Origin of the sequence: Microbacterium sp. NPDC086615 (assembly GCF_040686055.1) — a bacterium.
Classification (GTDB): domain Bacteria; phylum Actinomycetota; class Actinomycetes; order Actinomycetales; family Microbacteriaceae; genus Microbacterium.
Genome location: NZ_JBFBJJ010000001.1, coordinates 123,112 through 149,602, shown reverse-complemented (window position 1 = coordinate 149,602; position 26,491 = coordinate 123,112). Strand labels below are relative to the sequence as shown.

25 protein-coding genes and 1 riboswitch are annotated in these 26,491 nt (G+C 70.1%); of the genes, 14 read left to right on the top strand and 11 right to left on the bottom strand.

All coding sequences use genetic code 11. The features are described 5' to 3' along the window. Window positions 1-5 precede the first annotated feature (5 nt). Together AB0O24_RS00695 and AB0O24_RS00690 are read right to left on the bottom strand one after the other, a co-directional pair. On the bottom strand, window positions 6-1,319 hold the full coding sequence (locus AB0O24_RS00695) for a serine hydrolase (protein ID WP_363371800.1): 1,314 nt from the start codon (window positions 1,317-1,319) through the stop codon (window positions 6-8). After that, complete coding sequence (locus AB0O24_RS00690; RefSeq protein ID WP_363371797.1) at window positions 1,316-1,951, bottom strand: hypothetical protein; 636 nt, start codon at window positions 1,949-1,951, stop codon at window positions 1,316-1,318. Before AB0O24_RS00690 ends, AB0O24_RS00695 begins: the two co-directional genes overlap by 4 nt. 134 nt (window positions 1,952-2,085) lie before the next feature. Here AB0O24_RS00690 and AB0O24_RS00685 point away from each other — a divergent pair, with 134 nt between their 5' ends. Further along, entirely contained in the window at window positions 2,086-2,256 is a 171-nt protein-coding gene (locus AB0O24_RS00685; RefSeq protein ID WP_013586135.1) for a CsbD family protein, read from the top strand. Between the two features lie 85 nt (window positions 2,257-2,341). Next, window positions 2,342-3,310: an aldose 1-epimerase family protein gene (locus AB0O24_RS00680; protein WP_363371794.1), complete on the top strand. Its 969-nt coding sequence runs from the start codon at window positions 2,342-2,344 to the stop codon at window positions 3,308-3,310. Window positions 3,311-3,370: 60 nt separating this feature from the next. Here AB0O24_RS00680 and AB0O24_RS00675 read toward each other — a convergent pair whose 3' ends face one another. Next, on the bottom strand, window positions 3,371-3,778 hold the full coding sequence (locus AB0O24_RS00675) for a glucose-6-phosphate dehydrogenase (RefSeq protein ID WP_275796941.1): 408 nt from the start codon (window positions 3,776-3,778) through the stop codon (window positions 3,371-3,373). A 174-nt stretch (window positions 3,779-3,952) separates the two neighbouring features. On the opposite strand from AB0O24_RS00675, the gene AB0O24_RS00670 reads away from it, so the two are divergent. Then, a complete protein-coding gene (locus AB0O24_RS00670; protein WP_307385802.1) occupies window positions 3,953-5,383 on the top strand; it encodes a flotillin family protein in 1,431 nt (476 codons plus the stop codon). A gap of 11 nt (window positions 5,384-5,394) precedes the next feature. Further along, window positions 5,395-6,219, top strand: a complete 825-nt coding sequence (locus AB0O24_RS00665) for a DNA-formamidopyrimidine glycosylase family protein (protein WP_307385804.1) — start codon at window positions 5,395-5,397, stop codon at window positions 6,217-6,219. Between the two features lie 73 nt (window positions 6,220-6,292). Here the strand turns inward: AB0O24_RS00665 and AB0O24_RS00660 are convergent, their stop codons facing one another. Then, window positions 6,293-6,841, bottom strand: a complete 549-nt coding sequence (locus AB0O24_RS00660) for a type 1 glutamine amidotransferase domain-containing protein (protein ID WP_058628171.1) — start codon at window positions 6,839-6,841, stop codon at window positions 6,293-6,295. Window positions 6,842-7,045: 204 nt separating this feature from the next. On the opposite strand from AB0O24_RS00660, the gene AB0O24_RS00655 reads away from it, so the two are divergent. Further along, window positions 7,046-7,168, top strand: a complete 123-nt coding sequence (locus AB0O24_RS00655; protein ID WP_363371790.1) for a hypothetical protein — start codon at window positions 7,046-7,048, stop codon at window positions 7,166-7,168. A gap of 21 nt (window positions 7,169-7,189) precedes the next feature. On the opposite strand, the gene AB0O24_RS00650 is transcribed toward AB0O24_RS00655, so the two are convergent. Beyond that, window positions 7,190-8,668: an MDR family MFS transporter gene (locus AB0O24_RS00650; RefSeq protein WP_363371787.1), complete on the bottom strand. Its 1,479-nt coding sequence runs from the start codon at window positions 8,666-8,668 to the stop codon at window positions 7,190-7,192. A 196-nt stretch (window positions 8,669-8,864) separates the two neighbouring features. On the opposite strand from AB0O24_RS00650, the gene AB0O24_RS00645 reads away from it, so the two are divergent. After that, window positions 8,865-10,808, top strand: a complete 1,944-nt coding sequence (locus AB0O24_RS00645) for an ABC transporter ATP-binding protein (protein ID WP_363371785.1) — start codon at window positions 8,865-8,867, stop codon at window positions 10,806-10,808. Between the two features lie 250 nt (window positions 10,809-11,058). Here the strand turns inward: AB0O24_RS00645 and AB0O24_RS00640 are convergent, their stop codons facing one another. From AB0O24_RS00640 to AB0O24_RS00615, 6 genes are read right to left on the bottom strand one after another with little or no spacing between them, the layout of a single operon-like run. Beyond that, window positions 11,059-11,955, bottom strand: a complete 897-nt coding sequence (locus AB0O24_RS00640; protein WP_363371783.1) for a glycosyltransferase family 2 protein — start codon at window positions 11,953-11,955, stop codon at window positions 11,059-11,061. Further along, a complete protein-coding gene (locus tag AB0O24_RS00635; protein ID WP_363371780.1) occupies window positions 11,952-13,082 on the bottom strand; it encodes a cysteine desulfurase family protein in 1,131 nt (376 codons plus the stop codon). Before AB0O24_RS00635 ends, AB0O24_RS00640 begins: the two co-directional genes overlap by 4 nt. Further along, window positions 13,079-13,936 (bottom strand): carboxylating nicotinate-nucleotide diphosphorylase, encoded by an 858-nt coding sequence (nadC, locus tag AB0O24_RS00630; protein WP_307385812.1) that lies wholly within the window; start codon window positions 13,934-13,936, stop codon window positions 13,079-13,081. Before nadC ends, AB0O24_RS00635 begins: the two co-directional genes overlap by 4 nt. Continuing rightward, window positions 13,930-15,420 (bottom strand): L-aspartate oxidase, encoded by a 1,491-nt coding sequence (gene nadB / locus AB0O24_RS00625; RefSeq protein WP_363371777.1) that lies wholly within the window; start codon window positions 15,418-15,420, stop codon window positions 13,930-13,932. The genes nadC and nadB overlap by 7 nt, the downstream gene beginning before the upstream one ends. Further along, entirely contained in the window at window positions 15,417-16,748 is a 1,332-nt protein-coding gene (gene nadA / locus AB0O24_RS00620) for a quinolinate synthase NadA (protein ID WP_363371775.1), read from the bottom strand. Before nadA ends, nadB begins: the two co-directional genes overlap by 4 nt. A gap of 11 nt (window positions 16,749-16,759) precedes the next feature. Further along, window positions 16,760-17,494, bottom strand: a complete 735-nt coding sequence (locus AB0O24_RS00615) for an NUDIX domain-containing protein (RefSeq protein ID WP_275798511.1) — start codon at window positions 17,492-17,494, stop codon at window positions 16,760-16,762. Between the two features lie 108 nt (window positions 17,495-17,602). Here AB0O24_RS00615 and AB0O24_RS00610 point away from each other — a divergent pair, with 108 nt between their 5' ends. From AB0O24_RS00610 to gcvP, 8 genes are all read left to right on the top strand, one after another. Then, window positions 17,603-18,778: a MarP family serine protease gene (locus AB0O24_RS00610; protein WP_363371771.1), complete on the top strand. Its 1,176-nt coding sequence runs from the start codon at window positions 17,603-17,605 to the stop codon at window positions 18,776-18,778. An 86-nt stretch (window positions 18,779-18,864) separates the two neighbouring features. Further along, window positions 18,865-19,203 carry a hypothetical protein gene (locus tag AB0O24_RS00605; RefSeq protein WP_363371768.1) on the top strand — a complete coding sequence of 113 codons (339 nt, stop codon included), beginning with the start codon at window positions 18,865-18,867 and terminating at the stop codon, window positions 19,201-19,203. Next, window positions 19,200-19,826, top strand: coding sequence for a hypothetical protein (locus tag AB0O24_RS00600; RefSeq protein ID WP_363371765.1), 627 nt, complete (start codon window positions 19,200-19,202; stop codon window positions 19,824-19,826). The genes AB0O24_RS00605 and AB0O24_RS00600 overlap by 4 nt, the downstream gene beginning before the upstream one ends. Window positions 19,827-19,985: 159 nt before the next feature. Further along, entirely contained in the window at window positions 19,986-20,924 is a 939-nt protein-coding gene (locus AB0O24_RS00595) for a hypothetical protein (protein WP_363371762.1), read from the top strand. 62 nt (window positions 20,925-20,986) lie between these two features. Next, window positions 20,987-21,421 carry a hypothetical protein gene (locus tag AB0O24_RS00590; protein WP_363371760.1) on the top strand — a complete coding sequence of 145 codons (435 nt, stop codon included), beginning with the start codon at window positions 20,987-20,989 and terminating at the stop codon, window positions 21,419-21,421. 71 nt (window positions 21,422-21,492) lie between these two features. Beyond that, a riboswitch (glycine riboswitch) is annotated at window positions 21,493-21,587 on the top strand. 160 nt (window positions 21,588-21,747) lie between these two features. Next, window positions 21,748-23,235, top strand: coding sequence for a glycine cleavage system aminomethyltransferase GcvT (locus tag AB0O24_RS00585; protein WP_363371757.1), 1,488 nt, complete (start codon window positions 21,748-21,750; stop codon window positions 23,233-23,235). After that, on the top strand, window positions 23,232-23,606 hold the full coding sequence (gcvH, locus tag AB0O24_RS00580) for a glycine cleavage system protein GcvH (protein WP_363371754.1): 375 nt from the start codon (window positions 23,232-23,234) through the stop codon (window positions 23,604-23,606). The genes AB0O24_RS00585 and gcvH overlap by 4 nt, the downstream gene beginning before the upstream one ends. Then, window positions 23,603-26,482 carry an aminomethyl-transferring glycine dehydrogenase gene (gcvP, locus tag AB0O24_RS00575; RefSeq protein ID WP_363371751.1) on the top strand — a complete coding sequence of 960 codons (2,880 nt, stop codon included), beginning with the start codon at window positions 23,603-23,605 and terminating at the stop codon, window positions 26,480-26,482. Before gcvH ends, gcvP begins: the two co-directional genes overlap by 4 nt. Window positions 26,483-26,491 lie beyond the last annotated feature (9 nt).

Genomic DNA, 26,491 nt, shown 5'->3' with positions numbered 1-26,491 from the left:
GAGCGTCAGCCGCCGAGCTCGGAGGGATGAGTCAGCCGCCACCACAGCGTCGGCTCCTCGATCGCCCCCGAGATCTTCACGTCGGCCGAGGCGGTGTTCGGCCCCGCCGTCCAGGTGATCGTGCCGACCTTCTCTCCGTCGGCGTACTTCTCCGGCGTCGTCGTGTCGAGCGAGGTGGCCACGGGCGTGTCCGACCACGTCATGATCGAGGCGTTCTGCGCCATGACGACCTTCGCCGACGATCCCCAGGGGGTCGTGATCTCACCCACCTCGGCGCCGGCCGTCCCCACCTGAAGCGTGTGGAATCCATCCCGGATGCTCTCGAGAAGGACGACGACGTCCTGATTCGCGCTCGCTCGGGTCTCGCCGCCGAGCCGGACGCCGAGGACGTGCAGCGGCGCCCCGATGCCGACGTCGAGAACCGACGTGAACAGAAGATTGAAGGTGCCGTCGCCGAGGTTGCCCGTCTTCAATCCCGTGACGCCCGAGGTGCCGAGAAGGGCGTTGGTGTTCTCGATGTTCCCGGGGCCCGCGGGCAGGTCGACCCACGGCGTCGCGGCGATGGCGGCGATCGTCGGGTTGGCCGCGGCGATCCGGCCGAGGGCGAGGAGGTCGCTCGGCGTGCTCGTGTTGCGTTCGTCGATGCCCGTGGCATCCACGATCCGCGTCGAGTTCAACCCGTTCCGGCTCAGCCAGGAGCGTGCGGCGTCGACGTAGGCGCCTTCCGAGCCGTAGGCCCAGCGGGCGATCGCTGTGGCGTAGTTGCTCGCCGACGGCAGGAGCATGGTCTCGAGCGAGTCGTGCAACGACAGCTTGAGCCCGTCGGGCATCCGCGCGATCGTCGCGCCGCGGACGTAGTACTGGTCGTAGAGGTCGGTATCGGCTTCGGTGTAGGCGATCGTCGGCCCGGGATCGTTCGCGTCTGCCAGCGGGTGAGCGTCGAGCACGACGAGCGCGGTGACGAGTTTCGCGATGCTCGCGATGGGTCGCGCATCGTCGCCCCCCGACGACAACCATGCGCCGGCGGCATCCGGTCCGAGGTAGGACTCACCACCCGCGACACTGACGAGCATCGAGCCGGAGGCGGGGAGCCTCACCTCGGCCTTTGCGCCGGGGGTGACGCTGGGGGCGGAAGACGTGACCGTCGGGGCAGCCAACGGCGCCGCCGAAGCCCACCAGACGTAGCCGCCGCTTCCGCCGAAGACCACCAGCACGAGGACGAGGAAGACGATCAGGGCGATGCGTCCACCGCGTCCGCTCGGGCGTTCGACCTCATTCGCGCCGTCGAGCAGATCGCCGAAAGGACTGTCCTCGCTCATTGCCCACCGAAATCGTTCGCCGGGACGCGAATGGATGCCACGGTGTCGCCGTCCATCTCGAGGGCGATGAACTTCGTCCCCACGCTGTCCGGTCGCTCCGAAGAGGACGTGCCCGGGACCTCGCGAACGTCGATGCGCAGCTCGTGCCCGGAACCCGGGAGGGCCCCAGCGGCCACGGCTTCGGCGCGCGTCGACCCGACAGCAAGGCCGTGGGCGGTGCGGACGGGGTGCCCGTTCACCTCGGCTGCGGTGATCGACACCGAGCCTTCGTCAGCTGCCAGGAGCAGCCGCAGTCCGGGCCAGTCGTGGGCGACGATGCCCTCCGCCGAGGGCGAATCGGACCTCGCCGGGTCGGCGCCGAGCGCCGACCGCCAACCGTCCACGGCCTCAGCTTCATAGCCCAGTGGTTCTTGCGCGGTGCCGCCCTCGACGGTGGCGTGCTCGAGCCCGACGACGATCGCGGATGCCACCGAGACGACCTCGACGGCGGGAAGCGCCTCCGATCGAGCGGTGGGAAGGGTGGCGACGTCCATCAAGCCGGAGGAGGTCGGCTCCGAGGTACACGAGACGTGCGTGAGCGTCAAACCGAGGAGTGCGGTGGCGCCGGCGAGAGCGGTTCGAAGGGGACGCACGGTTTCGAACCTAGTCGTGCATCGCCGTCTGTTCCCCACTCGATCCGGAAATTCAACCCCCCTGAAACATGACATCGAGCGACATAGCCTGGCCGCATCGGGAAAGACCCGAGAATGACGCGGGAGGAGCCGACATGGGACTCGACGACAAGATCAAGAACGCCGCTGAAGACCTCACCGGCAAGGCGAAGGAAGCCTGGGGCAAGGCCACGGACAACGAGCGACTCGAAGCCGAGGGCCAGGCCGAGCAGAGCAAGGCCAACGTCAAGAAGGCCGGCGAGAACGTCAAGGACGCCTTCAAGTAAGTCGCCCTCCCCGAATGCCCCGACCCCGGCGGTCGGGGCATTCGTCGTTTCCGCCGCTCGTCGTTTCCCCCGCGATAATGGCGGAATGACCGATGCTGTTCCCACCGAGACCCCCACTCCGGTCTCGGGTACCCCCGTCGTCCTGCGTGCCCACGGCTACGAGGCCGCGATCGCAAGCGTCGGGGCCTCGTTGCGCTCCCTCACGTTCGACGGTCGCGATCTCGTCGTCCCCTTCGCTGAGGACGAGGTCCGCCCCGCGTACCGGGGAACGACCCTCGCGCCGTGGCCGAATCGCGTGGTCGACGGCATCCACCGTTTCGGCGGCGACGAGCACCAGCTCGCCCTGACCGAACCCAACCGGGCGCACGCCCTGCACGGGCTTCTGTCGTGGGTGAGCTGGAACGTCCTCGACGCCTCTGACGATGCGGTGACGCTCACCGCGACCGTTCCGGCTCAGGCCGGGTACCCCTGGTGGCTCGTCGTGTCGACGACGTACCGCCTGGATGCCGACGGTCTGACACAGACGGTCCGGGCGACGAACCTCGCGGACACGCCTGCTCCGTGGGGCACGGGTCCGCATCCCTACCTCGTCGCGGGGCCCGCGACGCTGGACGAGTGGACGCTGGAGCTTCCCGCCGACACCGTCCTGGAGGTGACGCCGGACCGCCTCGCGCCGGTGGGACTGGCATCCGTCACCGTCGACGCGGAGCGTTTCGACTTCCGCGAACCGCGCGTGCTCGGCGCGGTCGAGATCGACCACGCGTACACGGGGTTGATCCGGGATGCCGGCGCTCGCGCGACCGTCACGCTCACCGACCCCTCGGGAACCGGCGTGGCGATGTCGTGGGACGAGTCCTGCCCGTGGGTGCAGATCCACACCGCCGATCTTCCCGCGGGACCCGGAACCCCGGGGCACCGCGCGGGACTCGCCGTCGAGCCCATGACCTGCGCTCCCGATGCCTTCAACGACGACTCCTACGACTACGACACCGGGCTGATCGCCCTGGCTCCGGGCGCTTCGTCCGAGGCCGGGTGGACGATCTCGGCGCGCTGAGGCGCTCTCACGAAGAACCGCCCCGACGCTCTCGCGACGGGGCGGTTCTTCGTGAGCGGGTCAGACGACCTGTGCGCCGCACATGCCGCAGTCGCCGCCCGCCGAGACCTCGACGAAGCAGTCGGGACACATGGTCCGCATCGGGCGGTCGGTGACCGCGACGGCCTTCGGGCTGCTCGGGCGCCGCTCCGCGCGGGGTGCCGCGGTGCGGGCGCGCTTGACGTCGACGGGTGCCGGCGGCGGGGGAGCGGCGGCGGGCTTGTGCGTCTCGCAGTAGAAGCGTACGAAGCCGCCGTGGTGCTTCGGATGGCGGTGCTTGACCGCCCAGAGCTCGGTGCGTTCGATCAGTTCGCCGGCCGTGCCGCACGCCACGCAGCGCGTGGGTTCGCCGGGAACCACGTCGGCAACGAGGACCGGAACGTCGAAGGCGATGGCATCCCTCCAGTCGGAGGAGGACACGATCTTCATGGGGGGCCCTTCCGGAGGCGGTTCGGGCCGCCTTCCTCTTAACGGTACGCCCCCGCCCGGGCCCGGTGCGACGGTCTCTCCTCCCTGAGGGGGTGGACATCGCCTCGGAGGCGGCCGATAGGTTGGAAAGAATTCCCCCGTACCGCTTCGTGCGGTGCCTGTCGAAGGAGAACCATGGAAATTGCTGCTCTGGGGGCGATCGGCATCGTCGTGGTCATCGCACTCGTCGTCGTCATCGTCGTCTTCCTCATCATCGCGGGGCTGATCCGCGGCTGGTACCGCGTCGCCAAGGCCGATGAAGCCCTGGTCATCGTGGGTAAGCGCCAGAGAGGCGCGGACGGCGAGTCGTCCCGCATCACCGTCATCACCGGTGGCGGCGCGATCGTCAACCCGCTCACGCAGCGCGGCGAGATGATCTCGCTGCGGGCTCGCCAGATCAAGATGGAGCCGACCGCTCAGTCGTCCAACGGCGTCACCGTCAACGTCAGCGGCGTCGCCCTCGTGAAGATCGGCTCGGACCCCGAATCGGTGCGTCGTGCGGCCGAGCGTTTCGCTTCGCAGGACAAGGCCATCGAGCAGTTCACCACCGAGCAGCTCGAGGGTGCGCTCCGTGGCGTCGTCGCCACGCTGACGGTCGAGGAGCTCATGCGCGACCGTCAGCGTCTGTCGGATCAGATCGCCGAGGGCATCAAGGGCGACCTCTCGTCGCAGGGCCTGATCCTCGACTCGTTCCAGATCCAGGGCGTCACCGACGGCAACGGCTACATCGCCGCGCTCGGCGCGACGGAGGTCGAGCGCGTGAAGCGTGAGGCCGAGGTCGCCCGCATCAACGCCGTGCGTGAGATCCGCGCGCGCCAGATCGCGACCGACGAGGCGAACCTCATCGAGCAGACGAAGCTCGACAAGAACAGCGCCGCGGCCAAGGCCGAGGTCGGTCGCGCCAACGCGGAGGCCGAGCAGGCCGAGGCGCTCACGCGCGCGGAGCGGCGCCAGGCCGTTCTGCAGCAGGAAGCGCAGAACACGCAGGCGCGTCTGGAGTCCGAGGTCGCCCGCGTCGCCGACGCCGACCTGTACCAGCGCCAGAAGGATGCCGACGCCGAGGCGTACGCGCAGATCAAGGCGGCCGAGGCCCGCGCCCAGATCGCCGAGCAGGAAGCGGCCGCCGTCCGCGTGCGTGCCGAGGCCGACGCCCAGGCCGTCCGTTTGGCCGGTGAGGCCCGCGCCGAGGCGATCCGCGCCGAAGCCGAGGCGCTCTCGCACAACCAGGAGGCCCTGCTCGCGCAGCGCGCCCTGGAGTCGCTGGTGCCGATGATGGCGGAGTTCGCCAAGGGCTACGACCGCGTCGGCAACATCACGGTGCTGGGCGGAGAGGGAGCGAGCGGCCACCTGGCGACGGAGTCGGCAACGGGTCTGCGGTCGTCGTTCGAGGCGGTTCGGGCAGCGACCGGCATCGACCTGACGCAGATCATCCAGGGCCGCGCCGTCGCGGATGCGTTCGCGACGGCCCAGCGATCGGGGGAGAAGGCGCCGGCCGCTGCGCCGTCGTTCCCGGCCCCGACCACGGACCCCACGGCGGCGGCGACCGCGCCCGAGACCGAGGGCTGAGAGGCCGGATCGTGCCCGAGGCACCCGAAGTCGAGGCGCTCACGCTGTTCCTGCGTGAGCGCCTCGGCGGTCACATCGTCCGCGAGGTCGACCTCGTGGAGGGCCGCGCGTTGAAGACCCGCGGTCGGCCGCTCACCGAACTGATCGGACGCCCCGTCACGGGAGCGACCCGCCACGGGAAGCACCTCGACCTCGATCTCGACGGCGTGCACCTCGGGATCGGTTTCGGTCGCGCCGGATGGGCGACGTGGCGCGAGCTGTCGGACGCGGATGCCGAGTCGCCGGCGCCCGAGATCGCCCGATTCGTGTTCGATCACGGCATCCTGGGCATCACCGATGCGGGCGAGTGGCTCTCTGTGCAGCTCCACGTCGTGGATGCGCCCGACGACGTGCCGGCGGTGGCGAAGCTGGGACCGGATGCCATCGACCCGGGCTACTCGCGGGGAATGCTCGCGGAGGCCCTCGGGGGCCGCCGCAAACAGCTCAAGGCGCTGCTTCAGGAGCAGGAGACGCTGGCGGGGATCGGCAACGCGTACTCGGACGAGATCCTGTATGCGGCGCGGCTCTCGCCGACGGCGCACGCCTCGGCCCTGAGCGAGGACGACATCACGAGGCTGCATCTGGCGCTGCACGACACGCTCACGGCCGCGGTGATCGCGCGTCGCGGAGTGCCCATCGCCGAGCAGAAGGCGGCGAAGGTCGCGTCGATGCGGGTCCACGGTCGGACCGGTGAGCCGTGCCCCGAGGGCGACGGCGTGATCGAGGACATCCCCGGCACAAAGGGCGCCGGCCAGTGGTGCCCGTCGTGCCAGGTCCTGCCCGACGGCTCGGCGTGACGGCTCGCCGTGACGGCTCGGCGTGACGACAACGGCCCCGCACCGAGGTGCGGGGCCGTTCTGCTCGGGAGGGTCAGGCCGTCTGGCCCGCGTGGCGGCCCTCAGCGACCTCTTCCACGAGCTTGGCGTTGAACGCGGGCAGGTCGTCGGGGTTGCGGCTCGAGACCAGACCCTGGTCGACGTGGACCTCCTCGTCGACCCACGTCGCTCCCGCGTTGCGCAGATCGGTCTGCAGCGTCGGGTAGCTGGTCAGCGTCCGACCCTTGAGGACGTCGGCCTCCGTGAGGATCCACCCGCCGTGGCAGATGACGGCGACGGGCTTGTGCTGCTCGAAGAAGTCGCGAGTGAACGACACGGCATCCGTCACGATGCGGATGTCGTCCGCGTTCTGGACGCCACCGGGAAGCACGAGGGCATCGAAGTCGCCGGCCGACGCCGAGGAGACGTCCAGGTCGACCTTCTGCTCGTGGCCCTTCTCACCCGTGATGCTGCCCTCGCTCGGCGAGACGAGCACGGCCTCCGCGCCCGCCGAGGTCACGGCCTCCCAGGGGCTGGTGAGCTCGCTGTCTTCGAAACCGTCGGTGAGCAGGAATGCGATGCGCTTGCCGCTGAGATCGGTCATGGTTCGACTCTCTCTTTCTCGATCGGGGTCTCTCCGCGCGGTGGACCGCGGGACCATCCCGACCGGGTTCTCGATCGGGGTGTTCCCACGCTATGAACGGCGGGACCGCCTCGAACGGGGGTTGCGGATGCCGAGAGCCGGCGTTACGGCGCGGCCCCGCCTCGCGCGCACGGGCGTAGCATGGAGCGCATGTCCGGTGACACCATGTCTGACACGACCTCCGCTTCCAAGCCCGTTCTCACTCTCCTGAACGGCCCGGGCGACGAGGCGCAGAAGTCGTCCCGTCCCGCGTCGCAGTGCTGCGGCGGGGGTTCCTGCTCGCTCTGAGCAGACGGCGTTCGCCTCGCGTCAGTGGCCGACGGAAGCGGATCCCTCGACCTGATCCGCGGGCTTGCGGATGACGAAGGCACCTGCGATGAGCGGGAGCGAGATGATCGCGGCGATCATGAACGCGGTGCGCGTGCCCGTGGCATCCGCCTCGATCCCCTCGCCGGTCGCGGCCGACACGGACGACATCACCGTGATCAGGAGCGCGATGCCCGCCGCTCCCGCCACCTGCTGCACGGTTCCGACGACGGCCGAGCCGTAGGAGTAGAACCGCGGCTCGAGCGAGCCGAGCGACGCCGTGAACAGCGGCGTGAACGACAGGGCGAGACCGATCATCATCACCGTCTGCACCACGATGAGCAGAGCGAACGACGTCTCGGTACCGACCGTCGTGTAGAACCACAGCGTGGCGCTGACGATGACGGCGCCGGGGACGAGCAGCACCTGCGTGCCGAACCGGTCGTAGATGCGACCGATCACCGGGCCGGCGAGACCCATCACGAGCGAACCGGGCAGGACCGCGAGACCCGTTTCAAGCGGGGTCTTGCCGAGCACCGTCTGCAGGTACAGCGGCAGGAGCGTGATCGCGCCGAAGAACGCCAGCGACATCACACCCAGCTGTGCGACGGTCAGCGTGAAGGCACCCGAGCGGAACACCCGGAGATCCAGCAGCGCGGAGTCGGTGCGCTGCAGGCGGATCTGACGCCAGATGAACGCGCCGAGACCGAGCACCCCGATCGTCAGGGCGGCGATCAGGGACACGAGCGAGGTCGAGGCGGCATCCGGGTCGCCGCCGTGACCGCCGCCGATCTGGCTGAGCCCGAAGACGAGGCCGCCGAAGCCGAGAGCCGACAGGATCACGGATGCCACATCGATCGGGGCCGTGCGGGTCTCGCCGAGGTTGTGGATCCAGCGCGCGCCGACGAAGAGCGAGACGAGGGCGATCGGCAAGACGATCCCGAAGATCCAGTGCCAGCCGAGGGACTGCAGGATCAGGCCCGACATCGTCGGACCGATGGCCGGCGCGAGCGCCATGACGATGCTGACGCGACCCATCATGCGGCCGCGGTGCTGCGGCGGCACGATGGTCATGATCGTCGTCATCAACAGCGGCATCATGATCGCGGTACCGGATGCCTGGATCACCCGCGCGACCACGAGGAGCTCGAAGCCCGGCGAGAGGAATGCCACGAGGGTTCCGGTCGAGAACAGCGTCATCGCGGTGATGAACACCTGTCGCGTGGTGAAGCGCTGCAGCAGGAATCCCGTGATCGGGATGACGACGGCCATCGTCAGCATGAACGCGGTGGTGAGCCACTGCGCGGAGACCGCGGTGATGCCGAGGTCGCGGATGAGGAACGGGATCGCGACGTTCATCGTCGTCTCGTTCAGCATCGCCACGAAAGCGGCGGTGAGCAGCAGCCAGATCACGCGGCTCTGCGCGGTCGTGACGCCCGAGGCGGTGGACGGGGGTGCGGTGGTGGTGCCGGTGGCGGCCATGACGAGGTCCTTTGCGTGCGGGGGGCTTCGTGGCGCCAGAACGGCGACGTGCTCCGGTGGCAACGGTGCCCAGCGGCGAGATATTCCACCGTCGAAGAAATTCGAGGAAAGAGATGCGGGTCACCGAGCCTAGCCGCCGGGGCCACGGGCCGAGCGGCGAGAGCCGATGTCGGTGAGCGGACGTAGGCTGGCCCGCATGGGCCCAGGTGGAGTCGGCGGAAGCATGTTCCGCGGTGTCGATGCGGCCGAGCAGCGTCGACGCAACGCTCAGGCGCCCCGTGTCGCGAATCTCGGTAAGCGCGTCGTCGACCTCTTCCGGCCGTACCGGGGGCGAATCGCGATCACGGTGCTGCTCGTGATCGTGGCGTCGGCGGTCGGCGTCATCCCGCCCCTGCTCGTGCAGCGCATCTTCGATGACGCGCTCTTCCCGATCGACGGCACGCCGCCGGATCTGGCTCTGCTCAGCCTTCTCGTGAGCGTGATGATCGCGTTGTTCCTGCTCTCGGCGGGATTGAACGTGGCGCAGACGTGGTTCACCGCCACGGTCGGGAACCGTGTCACGGGTGATCTGCGTACCCGGCTGTTCGATCACCTGCAGGCGATGGAGCTCGGTTTCTTCACCCGCACGAAGACCGGTGTGATCCAGTCGCGGCTGCAGAACGACGTCGGGGGTGTGTCCGGTGTGCTCACCAACACCGTCACGAGCATCCTGGGCAACGCGGTCACCGTCATCGCCTCGCTCGTGGCCATGATCCTCATCGATTGGCGGCTCACACTGATCGCCGTCGCCCTCATGCCGTTCCTCATCTTCGTGCAGCGGCGCGTGGGACAGGTGCGCGCGCGGATCGCGGGAGAGACCCAGGAGTCGCTGTCCGAGCTGTCCGCGATCACGCAAGAGACGCTGAGCGTGTCCGGCATCCTGTTGTCGAAGTCGTTCAACCGGCAACGAACGGAGTCGGCCCGCTTCGACGCCGAGAACGACAACCAGGTGCACCTCCAGGTCCGGCGCGCGATGAGCGGCCAGGGCTTCTTCGCGGTGGTGCAGGTCATCATGTCGAGCGTCCCCGCCGTGATCTACCTCGTCGCCGGCTTCCTGATCGCCGGGGGGACCGGGGCGATCACCGCGGGCACCATCGTGGCGTTCACGACGGTCCAGGCTCGGCTGCTCATGCCGCTCATGGGGCTCATGCGCGTGGCGCTCGACGTGCAGACGTCGTCCGCGTTGTTCGCGCGCATCTTCGAGTACCTCGACCTGCGCCCCGCGATCGTCGACGCGCCCGACGCGCTGCCCGTGTCCGCCGCCCCCGGGCCGGTGGGGCGGATCGAGTTCCGCGATGTCGAGTTCCGCTACCCCGATGCGCCCGTGCATGCGCGTCCCACTCTCGACGGTGTGTCGTTCACGGTCGAACCCGGCCAGCACGTCGCCTTCGTCGGACCATCGGGTGCGGGCAAGACGACGATCCTCTATCTGACCCCCCGGATGTACGAGGCGAGCGCGGGATCGGTGATGTTCTCGGGAGCGGATGTGCGAACGCTCGACCGGGCGTCGATCATCGACGAGATAGGAATCGTGTCGCAGGAGACCTACCTCTTCCACGCGACCGTGCGCGAGAACCTCCGCTACGCGCGCCCCGACGCGACCGACGACGAGATCGAGGCCGCGTGTCGCGCGGCGAACATCCATCACGTGATCGCCGGGTTCGAGGCGGGATACGACACCGTCGTCGGAGAGCGCGGATACCGTCTCTCCGGCGGAGAGAAGCAGCGCATCGCCATCGCGCGTGTGCTGCTGAAAGACCCCCCGGTGCTTCTCCTCGACGAGGCGACGAGCGCTCTCGACACGGTGTCGGAGCGGATCGTGCAGGAGGCGCTCGAGACCGCCTCCCATGGCCGGACGACCCTGTCGATCGCCCATCGGTTGTCCACGGTGATCGGTGCGGATCGAATCCACGTCGTGGACGCGGGGCGCATCGTCGAGTCGGGCACGCACGCCGAGCTCCTCGCCGCGGGCGGTCTGTACGCGAGCCTCGCGGCCGAGCAGCTCGCGGCGACGTTCGTGCTCGCGGAGGAGGAGCGGGATGCCGCGGGCCTCGCCCGCGCGGCGCTGCCCGCGCGTCGTGCCGACGAGGCGCCCGCCTGAGCTGTGGCGCGCGGGTGACTTCGAGCCGGCGAAAGGCCCGGAGCGCGGTGTGGACCGGTGGCTTCGACAGGCTCAGCCACCTGTGTGGGCTCAGCCACCTGTGTGGGCTCAGCCACCTGTGTGGGCTCAGCCACCTGTGTGGGCTCAGCCACCTGTGTGGGCTCGGCCACTTGTGCGCGAGTCCCTGACAGCGGGCGTTCTGGGCCTCCTGCGAGGTCCCTGAGCCTGTCGAAGGGACCGCCCCGCGGCGTCAGCCGGGCAGCGTCTCCAGGAACGCCTCGAGAGCGATGCGATACGCGGGATCCGGGTGCGTCTCGGCGATGCGGAGCAGCGGAGGGAGGTCGAGCGTACGGATCAGCGCTCCCCGCTGCGCGATCGCCGCGTCCGCCCCGGCCGCTCGCAGCACCGCGATACCTTCGCCGAGGGCTTCGAGGTAGTCGCGCAGCACGTCGAGCTCGCCGAGGCGCTGCGTGATCGAGCCTCCGTCGCGGCGCTGCCGCCACTCGACGACGACGTCGGGGATCACGTCGAAGGCCTCGGCGCGCGTGTACATCCGCTGCGCCAGCACCTGATCCTCGTAGTACCGCCCCTCGGGGAAGCGGAGATCGTGCTCGCGCCAGAAGGCCGTGCGGCTCAGCTTCGACCACGCGACGATGTTCCCGGATGCTGCGGGGTGCGCCGCGAGCGTGGTCCGCTCCCGCGCCGGGTCGGTGGCGGCCGCGACCCAGGGCTGGACCTCGCCCGCGGTGTAGCCCGGGCCCTCGGCATCCGGTCGGAGGCGCACGTATGCCCCCACCACGAAATCGCTGCTCGTGCGATCGAGCGTGTCCGCCAGCCGGGTCAGGGCGTCGGGTCGCAGGAGGTCGTCGGCGTCGAGGAAGGCCGTGTACGGCGTCTCGACCCGCGCGAGCCCGGTGTTCCGCGCCGCGCCGAGTCCGCGTTGCGTCTCGTGGCGGACGACGCGGAAGCGCGGGTCGGCGGCTGCCGCGTCCGCGAACAGGTGCCGGGTGTCGTCGGTGGACGCGTCGTCGACGAGCACCGCGGTCCACTGTCGATGGGTTTGCGCGCAGAGGGAGCCGAGGGCCTCTTCTGCGTAATCGGCGACGTTGAAGCCGGGAATGATGACAGTGACGCCCGTGGTGCTCACTCGGGCGATCCTACGGCGGTCACGGCAGCCTGGACCGCTCGAGCGACCGGTTCCAAGGAAGCCGTCAGCCCGTGCGGGAGGGTGAACCTGACCGCGGTGCGCGCCTCGTCGTGGGGGAGGCCGAGCGCCAGGAGGACGTGCGAGGCTTCGTCGCTGCCCGCAGCGCATGCCGACCCGCTGGACGACACGATGCCGCGACGTTCCAGCTCGAGCAGGACGGTTTCGCCGTTCGTGCCCGGGAAGACGAAGCTCGCGGTGGCCGGAAGGCGCCGAGACGGGTGTCCGGTGAGCCGCGCACCCGGGACCAGGTCGAGCACCCGCGCGGTGAACTCGTCGCGCAGACCCGAGACGCGCTCGGCCTCGTCGGCGCGTTCGGCCTCGGCGAGTTCCAGCGCGCGGGCGATCGCGACCGCGCCCGCGACGTCGGGGGTGCCGGATCGGCGTCCGCGTTCCTGCCCCCCGCCGTGCAGCAGCGGTTCGAAAGGGAGACGCCCCCGCACGGCGAGGATCCCCGTGCCCTTCGGGGCGCCGATCTTGTGCCCGGCGACCGTGAGCGCGTCGGCCCCGAGTCCCGCGAGGGGAAGCCACCCCGCGGCCTGGACGGCGTCGAGGTGCACGGGGACGCGGCGGTCGTGGGCGACGGCGACGAGGGCGGCGGCATCCTGCACCGTGCCGATCTCGTTGTTCGCGTATCCGACGCTCACCAGTGCGGTGTCATCGCGGAGCGCGCCGGCGAGCGTATCCGGAGTCAGGGTGCCGGTCGAGTCGACCCGGGCGTGCGTGACGTCGACTCCGTGCAGACGAGCGAGGTAGTCCGCTGACGCGAGGACGGACTCGTGCTCGATCGCGGTCGTGACGAGGTGCTTCTTGCCGGAGCCGAGGACGAGTCCCTTGATCGCGGCGTTGTTGGACTCGGTGCCGCCGGAGGTGAAGAGAATGTCGCTCGTCCGCATCCCGAGCACTCCGGCGACGCGTGATCGCGCGTCGTCCAGGGCGGATGCCGCTGCCTCGCCGACCTCGTGATGGCTCGACGGATTACCGAAGAACCGCGTGAGGTAGGGCGCCATGGCCTCGAGCACTTCGGGGCGCACGGGGGTTGTGGCGGCGTTGTCGAGGTAGAGGCTCACGCCGTCTCGATCTGGATGTCCAGGCCCAGGTCGAGCGCGGGAGCGGAGTGGGTGAGAGCGCCGACCGAGATGACGTCGACGCCCGTTTCGGCGATGGCGCGGACGGTGTCGAGCGTCACGCCGCCCGAGGCTTCGACCTGAGCGGCGCCGGCGATGCGGGCGACGCCGAGACGCAGGTCGTCGAGGGAGAAGTTGTCGAGCATGATCGTGCCGACGCCGGCGGCCAGCACCGCGTCGATCTGGTCGAGCCGGTCGACCTCGACCTCGACGTGCGTGGTGTGGGGGAGGCGGGCGATCGCCCCTTCGAGCGCCTGCGTGACGGACAGCCCTCCGGAGGTGAGCACGGCGAGGTGGTTGTCCTTGGCCATGACCGCGTCGGAGAGCGAGAAGCGGTGGTTGTGTCCTCCGCCGTCACGCACTGCCTGGCGCTCGATCGCGCGAAGGCCCGGTGTGGTCTTGCGCGTGTCGACGATGCGTGCACCGGTGTGCGCGACTTCGGCGACGTACCGGCTGGTGAGGGTCGCGATGCCGGACATCCGCTGCACGAAGTTCAGCCCGATGCGCTCGGCGGTGAGCACGGCGCGCGCGGGACCCGAGACCGTCGCCAGCGTGTCGCCCGGGGCGAACCGCTCGCCGTCGGCCACGTGCTGCTCGACGACGATCGAAGGATCGGTGAGGGTGAAAGCGGCCGCGAACACCGCCGCGCCGCTGAAGACACCGTCGACGCGGGCGACGAGGGCGGCGCGGGCGACGGCATCCGCGGGGATGAGCGTCTCGCTCGTCAGGTCGCCCCAGGGGGCGTCCTCGGTCAACGCGGCTGAGACGACGCGTTCGATCGCGGCACGGGTCAGCATGCGAAGGCCTCCTGAACGGGCGGGACGGATGCCGTGGCGGGAGCGTCGGCGCGGAAGTGCGCGCCGACCGAGGCGGTGCGAGAGCGCGCCGCGGCGACGACGTGACGGGCGACGAGCAGAAGGTTGGCGTCCTCGATCGAGCGAGGGGACGGGGAAGCGGCCCAGGCGGCGAGGAGCCCGGACGCGTGGTCGAGGCCGGCAGTATCGCGCACGAGCCCTGCGTGCGCCCACATCACCTGCTGGAGGGCTTCGCGCGAGAACGGGGGAGCGTCCGCGGCGGCTTCGACGTGCTCGAGAGCGGCCGATGCCGGCGCGACCGGCCACGTGCCTTCCTCCGTCACGGCCTCCCCGGCCCGCGCGCCGAACACCGCCCCTTCGAGCAGGGAATTGGATGCCAAGCGGTTCGCGCCGTGGACGCCCGTGCGCGCCGTCTCGCCGACCGCGTACAGACCGGGGACGCTCGTGCGCCCGTCGAGGTCGGTGACGATCCCGCCCATGAGGTAGTGCGCGGCGGGCGTCACGGGGATGGGCTCCCGCGCCCAATCGAGCCCACGTGCGCGGACGGCGGCATCGATCGTGGGGAAGCGCTGCGCGAGCCGCTCGGCGCCGAGTGCCGTGGCATCCAGGCGAACCGGCCGGTCGCCCTGCGCGGCCATCGCCCGGGCATTGGCGCGGGCGACGACGTCGCGGGGCGCCAGCTCGCCGTCGGGGTGCGCGTCGAAGCAGAATCGCCGCCCGGCGTCGTCGATGAGGACGGCACCTTCGCCGCGGACGGCCTCGGAGACGAGGAACGGAGCCCCAACAGCGAGGGCGGTGGGGTGGAACTGGACGAACTCGAGATCCGCGACGGCGGCACCGGCGCGCAGGGCCGCCGCGATCCCGTCCCCGGTCGCACCAAGCGGGTTCGTGGTGTGCGCGTACAGCTGTCCGGCGCCACCGGTCGCGAGGATCACCGCGTCGGCGTCGAGACGCTCGCCGCCGTCGAGCACGATCCCCGTGACGCGACCGCCTTCGACCACGAGGTCACGCAGAAGGGCATGTTCCCGCACGGGTAGATCGGCGGCGCGCACCGCGGCGCCCAGAGCCGCCTGGATCTCGGCACCGGTCGCGTCCCCGCCCGCGTGCAGCACGCGCGGAACGCTGTGCGCGGCTTCCAAGCCGCGGGCGAAGTCGCCCTCCGGCGTCCGGTCGAACGTCACCCCGCGCGAAACGAGTTCGAGGATCCGTGCCGGTCCCTCGCCGACGAGGACGTCGACGGCAGCGGCGTCGGTGAGCCCGGCGCCCGCGGTGTGCGTGTCGGCGGCGTGCGAGACCACGCTGTCGGCGGGGTGGGTGACCGCCGCGATCCCGCCTTGGGCCCACCGCGTGTTCGTGTCGGGAAGAGCGCCCTTCGTCACGATCGTGACGTGGCATCCGTTCTCCGCCGCGTGCAGCGCCGCCGTGAGACCGGCGATACCGCTGCCCACCACGACGACCGTGGTCATTTCACGGCACCGTTCGGCTTGGCCGCGAGCATGCGCTCGAGGGCGACGGTGGCGGGCTCGGCGACATCGGCCGGGACCGTGATGCGGTTGACCACCTGGCCCGCCACGAGCGACTCGAGCACCCACGCGAGGTAGCCGGGGTGAATGCGGTACATCGTCGAGCACGGGCACACGACCGGGTCGAGGCAGAAGATCTCGTGCTGCGGGTATTGCGCGGCCAAGCGCTGCACGAGGTTGATCTCGGTGCCGATCGCGAAGGTCGTGGGCTCGGTGGCGGCGGCGATGGCCTTGCGGATGATGTCGGTCGATCCCGCCTCGTCGGCGGCATCCACCACGTCCATCGGGCACTCGGGGTGCACGATCACGCGAACACCGGGGTGCTCGGCGCGCGCCTTCTCGATCTGGTCGACGGTGAATCGGCGGTGCACCGAGCAGAACCCGTGCCACAGGATGACGCGGCTGTCCTCGATGACCTCGGCCGTCGATCCGCCGAGCGGCTTCCGCGGGTTCCACATCGGCATCTGCTCGAGCGGAACGCCCATGGCCTTCGCCGTGTTGCGGCCCAGGTGCTGATCGGGGAAAAAGAGCACGCGGCGACCGCGGGCGAAAGCCCACTCGAGCACGGTGCGCGCATTCGAGGAGGTGCAGACGATGCCGCCGTGACGGCCGACGAATCCCTTGATGGCGGCGCTGGAGTTCATGTACGTCACCGGGATCACCGGCACCAGGCCGTCGGCATCCGGGGTCTCCAGATCGCCGAGGACGTCTTCGAGCTGCTCCCAGCACTCCTCGACCTGGTCGATGTCGGCCATGTCGGCCATCGAGCATCCGGCTGCGAGGTTCGGCAGGATGACGGCCTGCTCGGGGCGCGAGAGCAGGTCGGCCGTCTCGGCCATGAAGTGCACACCGCAGAACACGATCGCCTCGGCTTCCGGCCGCTCCTTCGCGGCGTTGGCCAGCTGGAACGAATCGCCGACGTAATCGGCGTGGCGGACGACCTCTTCGCGCTGGTAGAAGTGGCCGAGCACGACGACGCGATCGCCGAGGGTCGCCTTGGCGGCGCGGATGCGCTCATCGAGTTCGTCGTCCGACGCCTCTCGGTACTCGGCGGGCAGCTCGCCCTGTCGCGGGGCGCCCGTCGGGATGACGTCGCCCATCGATGAGCCCGGACCGTACCCCGGGCGGGTGTCGAAGTCCCAGGGACCCACGGCGAGGTCGGTGGTGCAGGTGGCGTCGGTCGACGCGCCCGAGACGATCGCCTGAATCGCGTGGTCGACGCTCGGGTCGATCGCGGGGCGGGGCTGCAGGGTGATGAGGGTGGCGGACATGGGCGTTCCGATCAGTGACGGGAGGGGAGCGGGCCGCGGTCGGCGAGCTCCACATCGCGGTTGTAGCGGTACAGGCGGGCGGGACGGTGGCTTCCGGTGCGGAAGCGTTCGGTCGGGATGAGGGTGTTCGAGGTGTCGACCTGACGGCGGAAGTTCGCGGGGTCCAGGCGCTTGCCGAGGATCGTCTCGTTCACCTCGCGGAGGTCGGCGAGCGTGAACTCGTCGGGGAGGAGGCCGTGCGCGATCCGGCTGTAGCCGACCTTGTTGCGCAGACGCCAGAGGGCGTACTCGACGATGTCGTTGTGGTCGAACGCCAGCGGCGGGAGGTCGGTCGCGTCGAACCACTCGACATTCTCGGGCGCGTCGCCCTCGCGTTCGTGCGCGGCGACCTGGGCGTCGACCTCGTCGGAGCGCAACAGCGCCCAGTACACGATCGACACGACGCGGGTGGGGGAGCGGTCGACCGCACCGAACGCGTAGAGCTGTTCGAGGTAGCTGGGGGTGAGGCCCGTCGTCTCGGCCAGGGTTCGGGATGCCGCGGTGTCGAGCTCTTCAGCGGCGTCGAGCCAGCCCCCGGGCAACGCCCACCGACCGTCGAACGGGTCGCGCGTGCGGCGGACGAGGGGGAGGGACAGGACCGGTTCGTCGTGCGCGTCGCGGCGGACGCTGAAGATGACCGTCGAGACGGCGACGCGCACGTCGGCGTCTCGGGACTCGGGGCGAGGGGTTCGTGTCATGGTGACCATATCTCCATCGACGATCTTAATGTCATTGTGACCCGAAGCGCAAAACGCGCGTCGAGGGGTTCTCCCAGGACCGGCGACGTACCCTGATCGCAGACCTCGGAGGTGCGGGTGGCTGTTGTCGACATCGTGTTGATCGTCGTGCTGGCGATCGCGCTCCTCGTGGGCCTGTCGCGTGGTTTCCTGGCCACGATCGGCTTCTTCGCAGGGCTGGCGCTGGGAGCGCTCGCCGCCTTCTGGGTGACGCCTCTCGTCGGTCAGTGGGTCACCGAACCCGCGTGGCGTGGACCCGCCATGGTCGGCGCGGGTGTGCTCCTCCTGCTGCTCGGGGCCGGTCTCGGCAGCGCCGTGGGGCAGATGTTCCGACGTGGTGCCGACCGCATCAAGCTGCGCATCCCCGAGCGACTCCTGGGCGGGGTCGTCAACGTCGCCGCAGCGGCCCTCGCCATCTCGTTCGTGTCCGGCTCGTTGATCCCCGCCGGGATGCCGGTGGTCTCCGCCGCGCTCGGGTCGTCGGCCGTCGTCCGCACGATCGACGACATCACCCCCGCCCCCGTCCGCGCGGCGATCGCGGAACTGCGCGGTAACGTCCTCGCCGACGGCCTTCCGCGGCTGGGCCAGCTGATCCAGATCGGTCCGGTGCCGACGGCTCCCGACATCGCGCTCGACGACCCCGCTCTCACGGAAGCGGCGCAGTCGGTCGCCCGCATCTCCGGCACGGCCTACGCGTGCGGTGTCACCTCGAGCGGATCCGGGTTCGTGGCGGGCGACGGCCGACTGATCACGAACGCCCACGTGGTCGCGGGTGTCGACACGCCGCTCGTCGAACTTCCCGGTCAGCCCGCGCGTGAGGGCCGAGTGGTCTACTTCGACCCGACCGACGACCTGGCCGTGGTGGCGGTCGACGGCCTGGATGCCAAGCCCCTCCCGGTCGTCTCCACTCTCGACGTGGGAGCCGCCGCCGTCGTCCAGGGGTACCCGTACGGCGGGCCCTTCACCTCCGGCAGCGCGCAGGTGCTGTCGGTGGGGAGCGTGCCCGTTCCGGACATCTACGACGGGCAGTCGACCCCGCGCGAGATCTACGCGCTCGGCGCGGTGATCCGCCCGGGCAACTCGGGTGGCCCCCTCCTCACGCCGACCGGCGATGTGGCCGGCGTCGTCTTCGCGCGGTCCGACTCCGACGAGAACGTCGGATACGCGATGACGCCCGCCGAGCTCGAGCCCGTGATGGCCCAACTCGACTCGCTGTCGACGCCCGTGGCATCCGGAGCCTGCATCCCGCGCTGACGTTCGCTCGCCGACTTCTCCTCACCAGGGCGGCGTCTGTGGAGAGGTTTTCGGGGTCTCTCGGCGATCCAGCTAACGTCTCGCGGATGACCGACCGCTACGCCATCGACGTCCCCGGCTTTCTCGGGCTTACCGGCGACACGGCACGGCGTCTCGATGACCTGACGGACGCGGTCGGAGCGACCGTCCAGGCGCTGTGGGGGATTCGGGATGCCATGGCCCCGGTGCCCGAGCTGTTCCAGGCGTTCTGCCGTGTCATGGACCCGTGGGAGGCGAAGGCGGGCGGATCGATCGCTCACGCCGGTTCGGTCCTGACGGTCGCGGAGCAGGTCGTGGCGGAGTACTGCCGCGCAGATGTGGTGATGGCCGTCACGGCGGCGCAGCTCGAAACGCGTCAGGGCGCCGGACGGTGGCGGGTCGCGTGAGCGCGGACTTCGGCGTGATCCCCGAGATTCCGGTGGACGCCGCCGCGCTGGGGCGCCTCGCTGAAGAGCTGCGAGCCAAGGCGGCCCTCCTCCCCGAGGCGGGAAGCGCGGTCGTCTCCCGGTGGGACGGCCTCGAAGCGGTGTACGAGGCGCCGGAAGCGGCCGCCGTCGCCGCGAAGATGCGGCCTCTCGCCGTGGTCGCCGCCGACGTCTGCGAGGCTCTGCTCCGCGCGGCCGACATCGTCGATCGTCTGTCCGACGACCTCCTGTGGTTGGCGCTGCGCCGCCGGGGTCTCGTCGAGCACGTCGCGGAGTTCGCGCGCGCAGCCCGGGGGATCGATGACCGCGACCGTTCCGTCGAACTCACGCGCGAGATCGACGGGTTCGCCGCGGACGTCGATGAGCGGATCGACCAGGCGCGTGGCGATCTCGCCGCGATCCCGCTCCCTCCGACATGGGAGGTCGCGATCCCGGATGCCGCCGTACCACCCCTCGGCCCCCGGCTCACGTGGGCTGTGCGCACCGAAGAGATCGCGACCGAGCTCGTCACGGCGCCTCTGCTCGCTCTCGCGCGCTCGGGGACGTCCCGGGTCGCCCGTCTCGTCGCCGCTCATCCCGAGTAGGCGGATCTGCTGCGCGAGCATCCGCCCGCTCCCGACGCCGTGCGCACCTGGTGGGACTCCCTCTCACCGGCAGCCGCTGCCGCCCTCATCGACGGCGCTCCGGCTCTCGTCGGGGCCCTGGGCGGCGTGCCGCCTCTCGCGCGGGTCGCGGCGAACCGGGTGACGGCGCGCTCGCGCCTGGGTGAGGTAGAGGCTGAGCTGGCGGCGTGGGAGCGACTTCGCGGTGAGGGGGCGAGCGCGGACCTGCAGGCGGAGAGGCGTGCTGCGTGGGACGCGCTGCGAGCGGAGCGCGACTATCTCCGTGGCGTCGAGACCGGCAAGGTGCAGCTGTACCTCTACGAGCCCGCGGACAACCGGATCATCGAGATGTTCGGCACGCCGGGGACGGGGACGACGCGGGTTTTGACCTATGTGCCCGGAACGTTCACACGGGTCGACAGCTTCTATCGAGGAGAAGTTCAGGGTGTCTCTCAGTGGATGACCGAGCAGGAGAGCGGCATGGTCGCGTTCGTGTGGAAGGGTACAGACTTCCCTGGCGACGACGAGTATCCCGGACAGACAGGATTCGGCATCGGCCTCCTCGAAGCCAACGGCCCCGACAGGGCCGCTCCCGCGGGTGAAGCGCTTGCACGTCTTCACCGCGAGGTAGCCAGCGATCCGACGCTCGCACACTGTCGGCAGATCGCCATGGGACACAGCTGGGGGCTCGTCCCTGTCACGGCCTCCGAGGTGCAGGGGGCGCACTATGACCAGGTTCATTCGTTGTCCGGTGCCTGGGTTCCCGAGGGCTGGACGCCCGACGCGTCGACCAGTTACTCGCACTGGAGCTACACAGATGCGCTCTCGATGGCTCAGGACGCGATGCTCGTGGGAGCAGGGCGAGCGCCAGACGCGGTCCCGGCGTTCGAGAGCCACATCTACGAGAGGCCGACGGACGTCGATGTCCTGCTGGGCGGCGACCTCGCTCCGTTTGTCACCCCGGACGGTCCCTCTCAGCGCGTGTCTCTTTCGCCGCTCGCCAACCACAGTCTGATCGCGGGAGTCAGCGAGGAGAACAAGAACGCCTTGAATGATCTCAAAGAGAGGCTGCTCAAGTGAGGCGGCGGGTTGTTGGAGGACTCGGCGTCTTCGCCCTGGTTTGTCTGTTGCTCACGGCGTGCGTGCCCACCGGCGACATCGTCGATGAAGATCTGAGCGTCGACGACGCGAAGAGGCTCGCTCAGGAGGTTGAACGAGAAATCTCGGCCGTGCTCCCCTCCTCGATGCTGAGAGACATCGAGCAACAAGAGAAGGGCGCTCTCCTGGGGTGCACCCGAGACGGCGCACGGCAGTGGGCCGGCGGCCTTACTGCCACCGTGGTGGGAGACCCGCCACCCGAGGAAGTCATCGGAGTCATTGCGGACCACTACAACAACGGTGGCAACTATCGCGTCGGGCTGCGGCAGGACCAGGGGGACTCGCTCGTCAACATTGCCGGAGAGTACGGATCGCTCTGGATTGTTCGATACATCCGTGATCGCGCGGAGCTCGATGTTGATTCCTTCTCTCCGTGCATCCGCCTCCCCGAGGGCGTCTGGCCCGGCGGCTCCTACTGATTCCCAGGCGATGCAGGCTGTATCCAGCGCCCCCACCCGCTAGGCTGACCCCACAAGTCCACACCGGCCCCATGATCGATGCGGGAGAGCTCCGGCGAACGCAGCCGGGCACCGAAGGAGCAAGCCTCCCCGCCAATCTCTCAGGTACGCGTACCGCGTCGATCGGGCCACTCTGGAAAGTGATCCGGGTGCACCGCGCCGGATCCGCCGACGGTGAAAGCTCGACCTCCCTCACGAGGGCGCGAGCGAAACTCTCAGGCCCATGACAGAGGGGGAGTTCTCAGGCGCCGGCCGGCGTCTGACCGTCATCGCGAACGGCAGAACTCATGACCGAAACCCCCGCTCCACCGCGCACGTCGCCGCTGCACGATCGGCACGAGGCCCTCGGTGCCTCGTTCACCGACTTCGGCGGCTGGAACATGCCCGTGCGCTACACCTCCGATCTCGCCGAGCATCACGCTGTGCGCACGGCCGCAGGGCTGTTCGACATCTCCCACATGGCCGAATTCGTTGTCGAGGGCCCGCGAGCCGCGGCCTTCCTCGACTACGTGCTCGCCGGCCGCCTGTCGACCATGAAAATCGGCAAAGCGAAGTACTCGCTCGTGCTCGCCGAGTCGGGCGGCATCGTCGACGACGTCATCGTCTACCGCACGGGAGAGCAGCGCTTCCTCGTCATCTCGAACGCCGGGAACCGGGATGCCGTGGCGGCGGCGTTCGAAATCGCCCAGGCGACGTGGCGCTCCGCGTCGGACGCTTCGACGGGCTCAGCGACCGACGCTTCCGCTGCAACCGAGGTCCCTGAGCTTGTCGAAGGGACCGGAACCCTCGCGTCGGACGCTTTGGCGGGCTCAGCGGCCGACGCTTCCGCTGCAACCGAGGTCGCTGAGCTTGTCGGAGGGACCGGAACCCCCGCGTCGGACGCTTCGACGGGCTCAGCGGCCGACGCTTCCGCTGCAACCGAGGTCCCTGAGCTTGTCGAAGGGACCGGAACCCCCGCGTCGGATGCTTTGGCAGGCTCAGCGGCCGACGCTTCCGCTGCAACCGAGGTCCCTGAGCCTGTCGAAGGGACCGGACCCCACTCCTTCGCCTTCGTCGCCGGCTCTACCGGCTTCCGCGTCGAAGACGTCACCGACCACTTCGCCCTCATCGCGCTGCAAGGCCCTGAGGCACGTGGCATCCTGAGCTCCACCCCGGGGGTCGAGATCACCGGCACCGCTCTCGACGAGCTCGGCTACTACGCCTGGACCGAGGGCACCTTCGACGAGGCGCCGCTCTTCGTCGCCCGCACCGGCTACACCGGCGAGGACGGCTACGAACTGATGATCCCCACCGCGCGGGCCGCGGCCCTGTGGGATGCCGCGCTCGCCGCGGGTGCCGACCGCGGGCTCGTCCCGTGCGGACTCGCCGCGCGCGACACTCTTCGCCTCGAGGCCGGCATGCCGCTGTACGGCCATGAGCTGTCGCGCGACATCGTGCCCGCCCAGGCCGGTCTCGGCCGCGTCGTCGCCGTCGACAAGGAGTCGTTCGTCGGCAAGGACGGCCTGTCGTCCGGACCCGCGGACGCCCCCGTGCTCGTCGGCCTCGTCTCGGAGGGGCGTCGCGCCGGCCGCGCGGGCTACGCGGTGCTGCACGGCGACGACACCGTCGGCGAGATCACCAGCGGTGCCCTGAGCCCCACCCTCGGCCACCCCGTCGCGATGGCGTTCGTCGCGCCCGCGGCATCCGCACTCGGAACCGAACTGACCATCGACGTGCGCGGAACTCGCATCCCCGCGACCGTCACCGCCCTTCCCTTCTACCGGAGAAACGCATGACCGACCTCAACGCCCTCAGCTACACCTCCGAGCACGAGTGGATCGCCCTCGAGGGCGACATCGCCACCGTCGGCATCACCGACTTCGCCGCCGACAAGCTCGGCGACGTCGTCTTCGTCGAACTCCCCGGCGCGGACTCCGCGGTGACCGCGGGCGACGTCTGCGGCGAGATCGAGTCGACCAAGTCCGTCGGAGAGCTCTACGCGCCGATCACGGGCACCGTCGTCGAGGTCAATGAGGCCGTGGTCGACGACCCCTCCCTGGTCAACGCCGAGCCCTTCGCCGGCGGGTGGCTCATCAAGATCCGCGTCGAGGGCGAGCTTCCCGCCGACCTGCTCGACCGCGCCGCCTACGAGGACCTCACCGCATGACCTCCGTCCTTCCTTCCCGCACCGAGGCTGGCGCGCCGGTCGCGTTCACCGACCGCCACATCGGAATCGGTGCCGACGCGCAGGCCCGCATGCTTGAGGTCGTCGGGTACGACAGCGTCGAGGCGCTCGTCGAGACCGCCGTCCCGGCATCCATCCACGTCCGTCCCCGCGAGACGAGCGACATCCCCGTCGCCGCGACCGAGGCCGAAGCGCTCGCCGAGCTGCGTGAGTTGGCGACGGCGAACCGTTCCGCGCGGCCGCTGATCGGCCTCGGCTACTACGACACCTTCACTCCGTCGGTGATCGCCCGGAACGTCCTCGAGAACCCGTCCTGGTACACGGCGTACACGCCGTACCAGCCCGAGATCTCGCAGGGCCGCCTCGAGGCGCTCATCAACTTCCAGACGATGGTGACCGACCTCACGGGTCTGGCGACGGCGAACGCGTCGATGCTCGACGAGTCCACCGCCGTCGTCGAGGGCATGCTCGTCGCGCGTCGCGCGTCGAAGGCGAAGACCGACGTCTTCCTCGTCGACGTCGACGCCCTGCCGCAGACGAAGGCCCTGCTGCACCATCGTGCGGCGGCCGTCGGCATCGAGGTCGTCGAGACGTCGTTCGAGGGGGAGATCCCCGCCGCGTTCGGCGCGTTCGTGCAGTACCCCGGCGCGACCGGGCGCATCTGGGACTTCTCCGCCGTCGCCGAGACCGTGCACGCGAACGGCGGCCTGATCGTCGCCGCGGCGGATCTGCTCGCGCTCACGCTGCTGCGCTCGCCCGGGTCCCTCGGTGCCGACGTGGCGGTCGGAACGACCCAGCGCTTCGGCGTGCCTCTCGGGTTCGGCGGACCGCACGCCGGCTACATGGCCGTGCGCGCGGGCCTCGAACGACAGCTCCCTGGTCGCCTCGTCGGCGTGTCGCAGGATGCCGTCGGCGCCCCCGCCTACCGCCTGTCGCTGCAGACGCGCGAGCAGCACATCCGTCGCGAGAAGGCGACGTCGAACATCTGCACTGCACAGGTGCTGCTGGCCGTCATGGCCGCGATGTACGCGGTCTACCACGGGCCCGACGGGCTCCGAGCGATCGCGACGCGGGTCGCGCGCAAGGCCGATGCCCTGGCATCCGCTCTGCGTTCGTACGACCTGACCCTCGTGAGCGACGCGTTCTTCGACACCGTGCGCGTGCACGTGCCGGGGCGCGCGCAAGACGTGGTCGACCGTGCGCGCGAGCGCGGCTATCAGCTGCTCTGGGTGGACGATGCGACGGTCGGTGTTTCGGTGGACGAGACGACGACGGATGCTGACATCGCGGCGGTCCTCGACGCATTCGGTCTGGCCGCCGGCGAGCTGCCCGAGGGCGAAGCCCTGCGGGGCGTCGCCGACGCACTGCACCGCGACGACGAGTACCTCACCCACCCCGTCTTCCACGCGCACCGCAGCGAGACGGCGATGATGCGGTACCTCAAGACCCTCGCCGACCGCGACTACGCGCTCGACCGAGGCATGATCCCGCTCGGATCGTGCACGATGAAGCTCAACGCTGCGACCGAGATGGCGGCGGTGTCGTGGCCCGAGTTCTCGCGCGTGCACCCGTTCGCGCCCGAGGCCGACGTGCGCGGCTACCTCGAGATGATCGAGCAGCTCGAGCGTTGGCTCGCCGAGGTCACCGGCTACGACGCGGTGTCGCTGCAGCCGAACGCCGGCTCGCAGGGCGAGCTCGCGGGCCTGCTCGCGATCCGCGGCTACCACCTCGCGAACGGCGACACCGAGCGCACGGTGTGCCTGATCCCGTCGTCGGCGCACGGCACCAATGCGGCGTCGGCGATCCTCGCGGGCATGAAGGTCGTCGTCGTCGCGTGCGACGAGGCGGGCAACGTCGACCTCGGCGACCTGCGCGCGAAGATCGCGCAGCATGCGGCGGAGCTCTCGGCCCTGATGATCACCTACCCCTCGACCCACGGGGTGTACGAGCACGACGTGCTCGAGATCACCCAGGCCGTGCACGACGCCGGTGGCCAGGTGTACGTCGACGGCGCGAACCTCAACGCCCTGCTCGGCTTCGCGCGCTTCGGCGACCTGGGCGGCGACGTCTCGCACCTGAACCTCCACAAGACGTTTGCGATCCCTCACGGCGGTGGCGGACCGGGCGTGGGTCCGGTGGCGGCGAAGGCGCACCTGGCGCCGTACCTGCCGTCGCACCCGTTCTCGCAGCGTGCCGAGCACGCCGGCGGCGTGTTCGACGGAGGACCGGTGTCGGCGGCCCCCCACGGCTCCGCCGGCATCCTGCCCATCTCATGGGCGTACGTGCGCATGATGGGAGCCGAAGGACTGCGTCAGGCGACCGCCGCTGCGGTGCTCTCGGCCAACTACATCGCCACGCGCCTGCGCGAGCACTACCCGGTGCTCTACGCGGGTGAGGGAGGTCTCGTCGCGCACGAGTGCATCCTCGACCTGCGCCCCCTCAAGGAGCAGACCGGTGTCACCGTCGACGACGTGGCCAAGCGTCTGATCGACTACGGCTTCCACGCCCCGACGATGTCGTTCCCGGTCGCCGGCACGCTGATGGTCGAGCCGACCGAGAGCGAGGACCTCGCCGAGCTCGACCGATTCGTGGATGCCATGATCGCGATCAAGCAGGAGGCCCTCGCGGTCGCCGCGGGGGAGTGGCCCGCCGACGACAACCCTCTGGTCAACGCCCCGCACACCGCCGAGACGGTGGTCGTGGGGGAGTGGGCGCACCCGTACTCGCGCGAGACCGCGGTGTACCCCGTGCGATCGATCATCCGCGGCAAGTACTGGCCCCCGGTGCGCCGCATCGACCAGGCCTACGGCGACCGCAACCTCGTGTGCTCGTGTCCGCCGCCGGAGGCGTTCGCCTGATCTCCGGCC

Coding starts and splice junctions, on each gene's coding strand:
- AB0O24_RS00695 (WP_363371800.1), bottom strand. CDS start 1,319: ATGAGCGAGGACAGTCCTTTCGGCGATCTGCTCGACGGCGCGAATGAG.
- AB0O24_RS00685 (WP_013586135.1), top strand. CDS start 2,086: ATGGGACTCGACGACAAGATCAAGAACGCCGCTGAAGACCTCACCGGC.
- AB0O24_RS00680 (WP_363371794.1), top strand. CDS start 2,342: ATGACCGATGCTGTTCCCACCGAGACCCCCACTCCGGTCTCGGGTACC.
- AB0O24_RS00675 (WP_275796941.1), bottom strand. CDS start 3,778: ATGAAGATCGTGTCCTCCTCCGACTGGAGGGATGCCATCGCCTTCGAC.
- AB0O24_RS00670 (WP_307385802.1), top strand. CDS start 3,953: ATGGAAATTGCTGCTCTGGGGGCGATCGGCATCGTCGTGGTCATCGCA.
- AB0O24_RS00660 (WP_058628171.1), bottom strand. CDS start 6,841: ATGACCGATCTCAGCGGCAAGCGCATCGCATTCCTGCTCACCGACGGT.
- AB0O24_RS00655 (WP_363371790.1), top strand. CDS start 7,046: ATGTCTGACACGACCTCCGCTTCCAAGCCCGTTCTCACTCTCCTGAAC.
- AB0O24_RS00650 (WP_363371787.1), bottom strand. CDS start 8,668: ATGGCCGCCACCGGCACCACCACCGCACCCCCGTCCACCGCCTCGGGC.
- AB0O24_RS00645 (WP_363371785.1), top strand. CDS start 8,865: ATGGGCCCAGGTGGAGTCGGCGGAAGCATGTTCCGCGGTGTCGATGCG.
- nadC (WP_307385812.1), bottom strand. CDS start 13,936: ATGCTGACCCGTGCCGCGATCGAACGCGTCGTCTCAGCCGCGTTGACC.
- nadB (WP_363371777.1), bottom strand. CDS start 15,420: ATGACCACGGTCGTCGTGGTGGGCAGCGGTATCGCCGGTCTCACGGCG.
- nadA (WP_363371775.1), bottom strand. CDS start 16,748: ATGTCCGCCACCCTCATCACCCTGCAGCCCCGCCCCGCGATCGACCCG.
- AB0O24_RS00615 (WP_275798511.1), bottom strand. CDS start 17,494: ATGGTCACCATGACACGAACCCCTCGCCCCGAGTCCCGAGACGCCGAC.
- AB0O24_RS00605 (WP_363371768.1), top strand. CDS start 18,865: ATGACCGACCGCTACGCCATCGACGTCCCCGGCTTTCTCGGGCTTACC.
- AB0O24_RS00585 (WP_363371757.1), top strand. CDS start 21,748: ATGACCGAAACCCCCGCTCCACCGCGCACGTCGCCGCTGCACGATCGG.
- gcvH (WP_363371754.1), top strand. CDS start 23,232: ATGACCGACCTCAACGCCCTCAGCTACACCTCCGAGCACGAGTGGATC.
- gcvP (WP_363371751.1), top strand. CDS start 23,603: ATGACCTCCGTCCTTCCTTCCCGCACCGAGGCTGGCGCGCCGGTCGCG.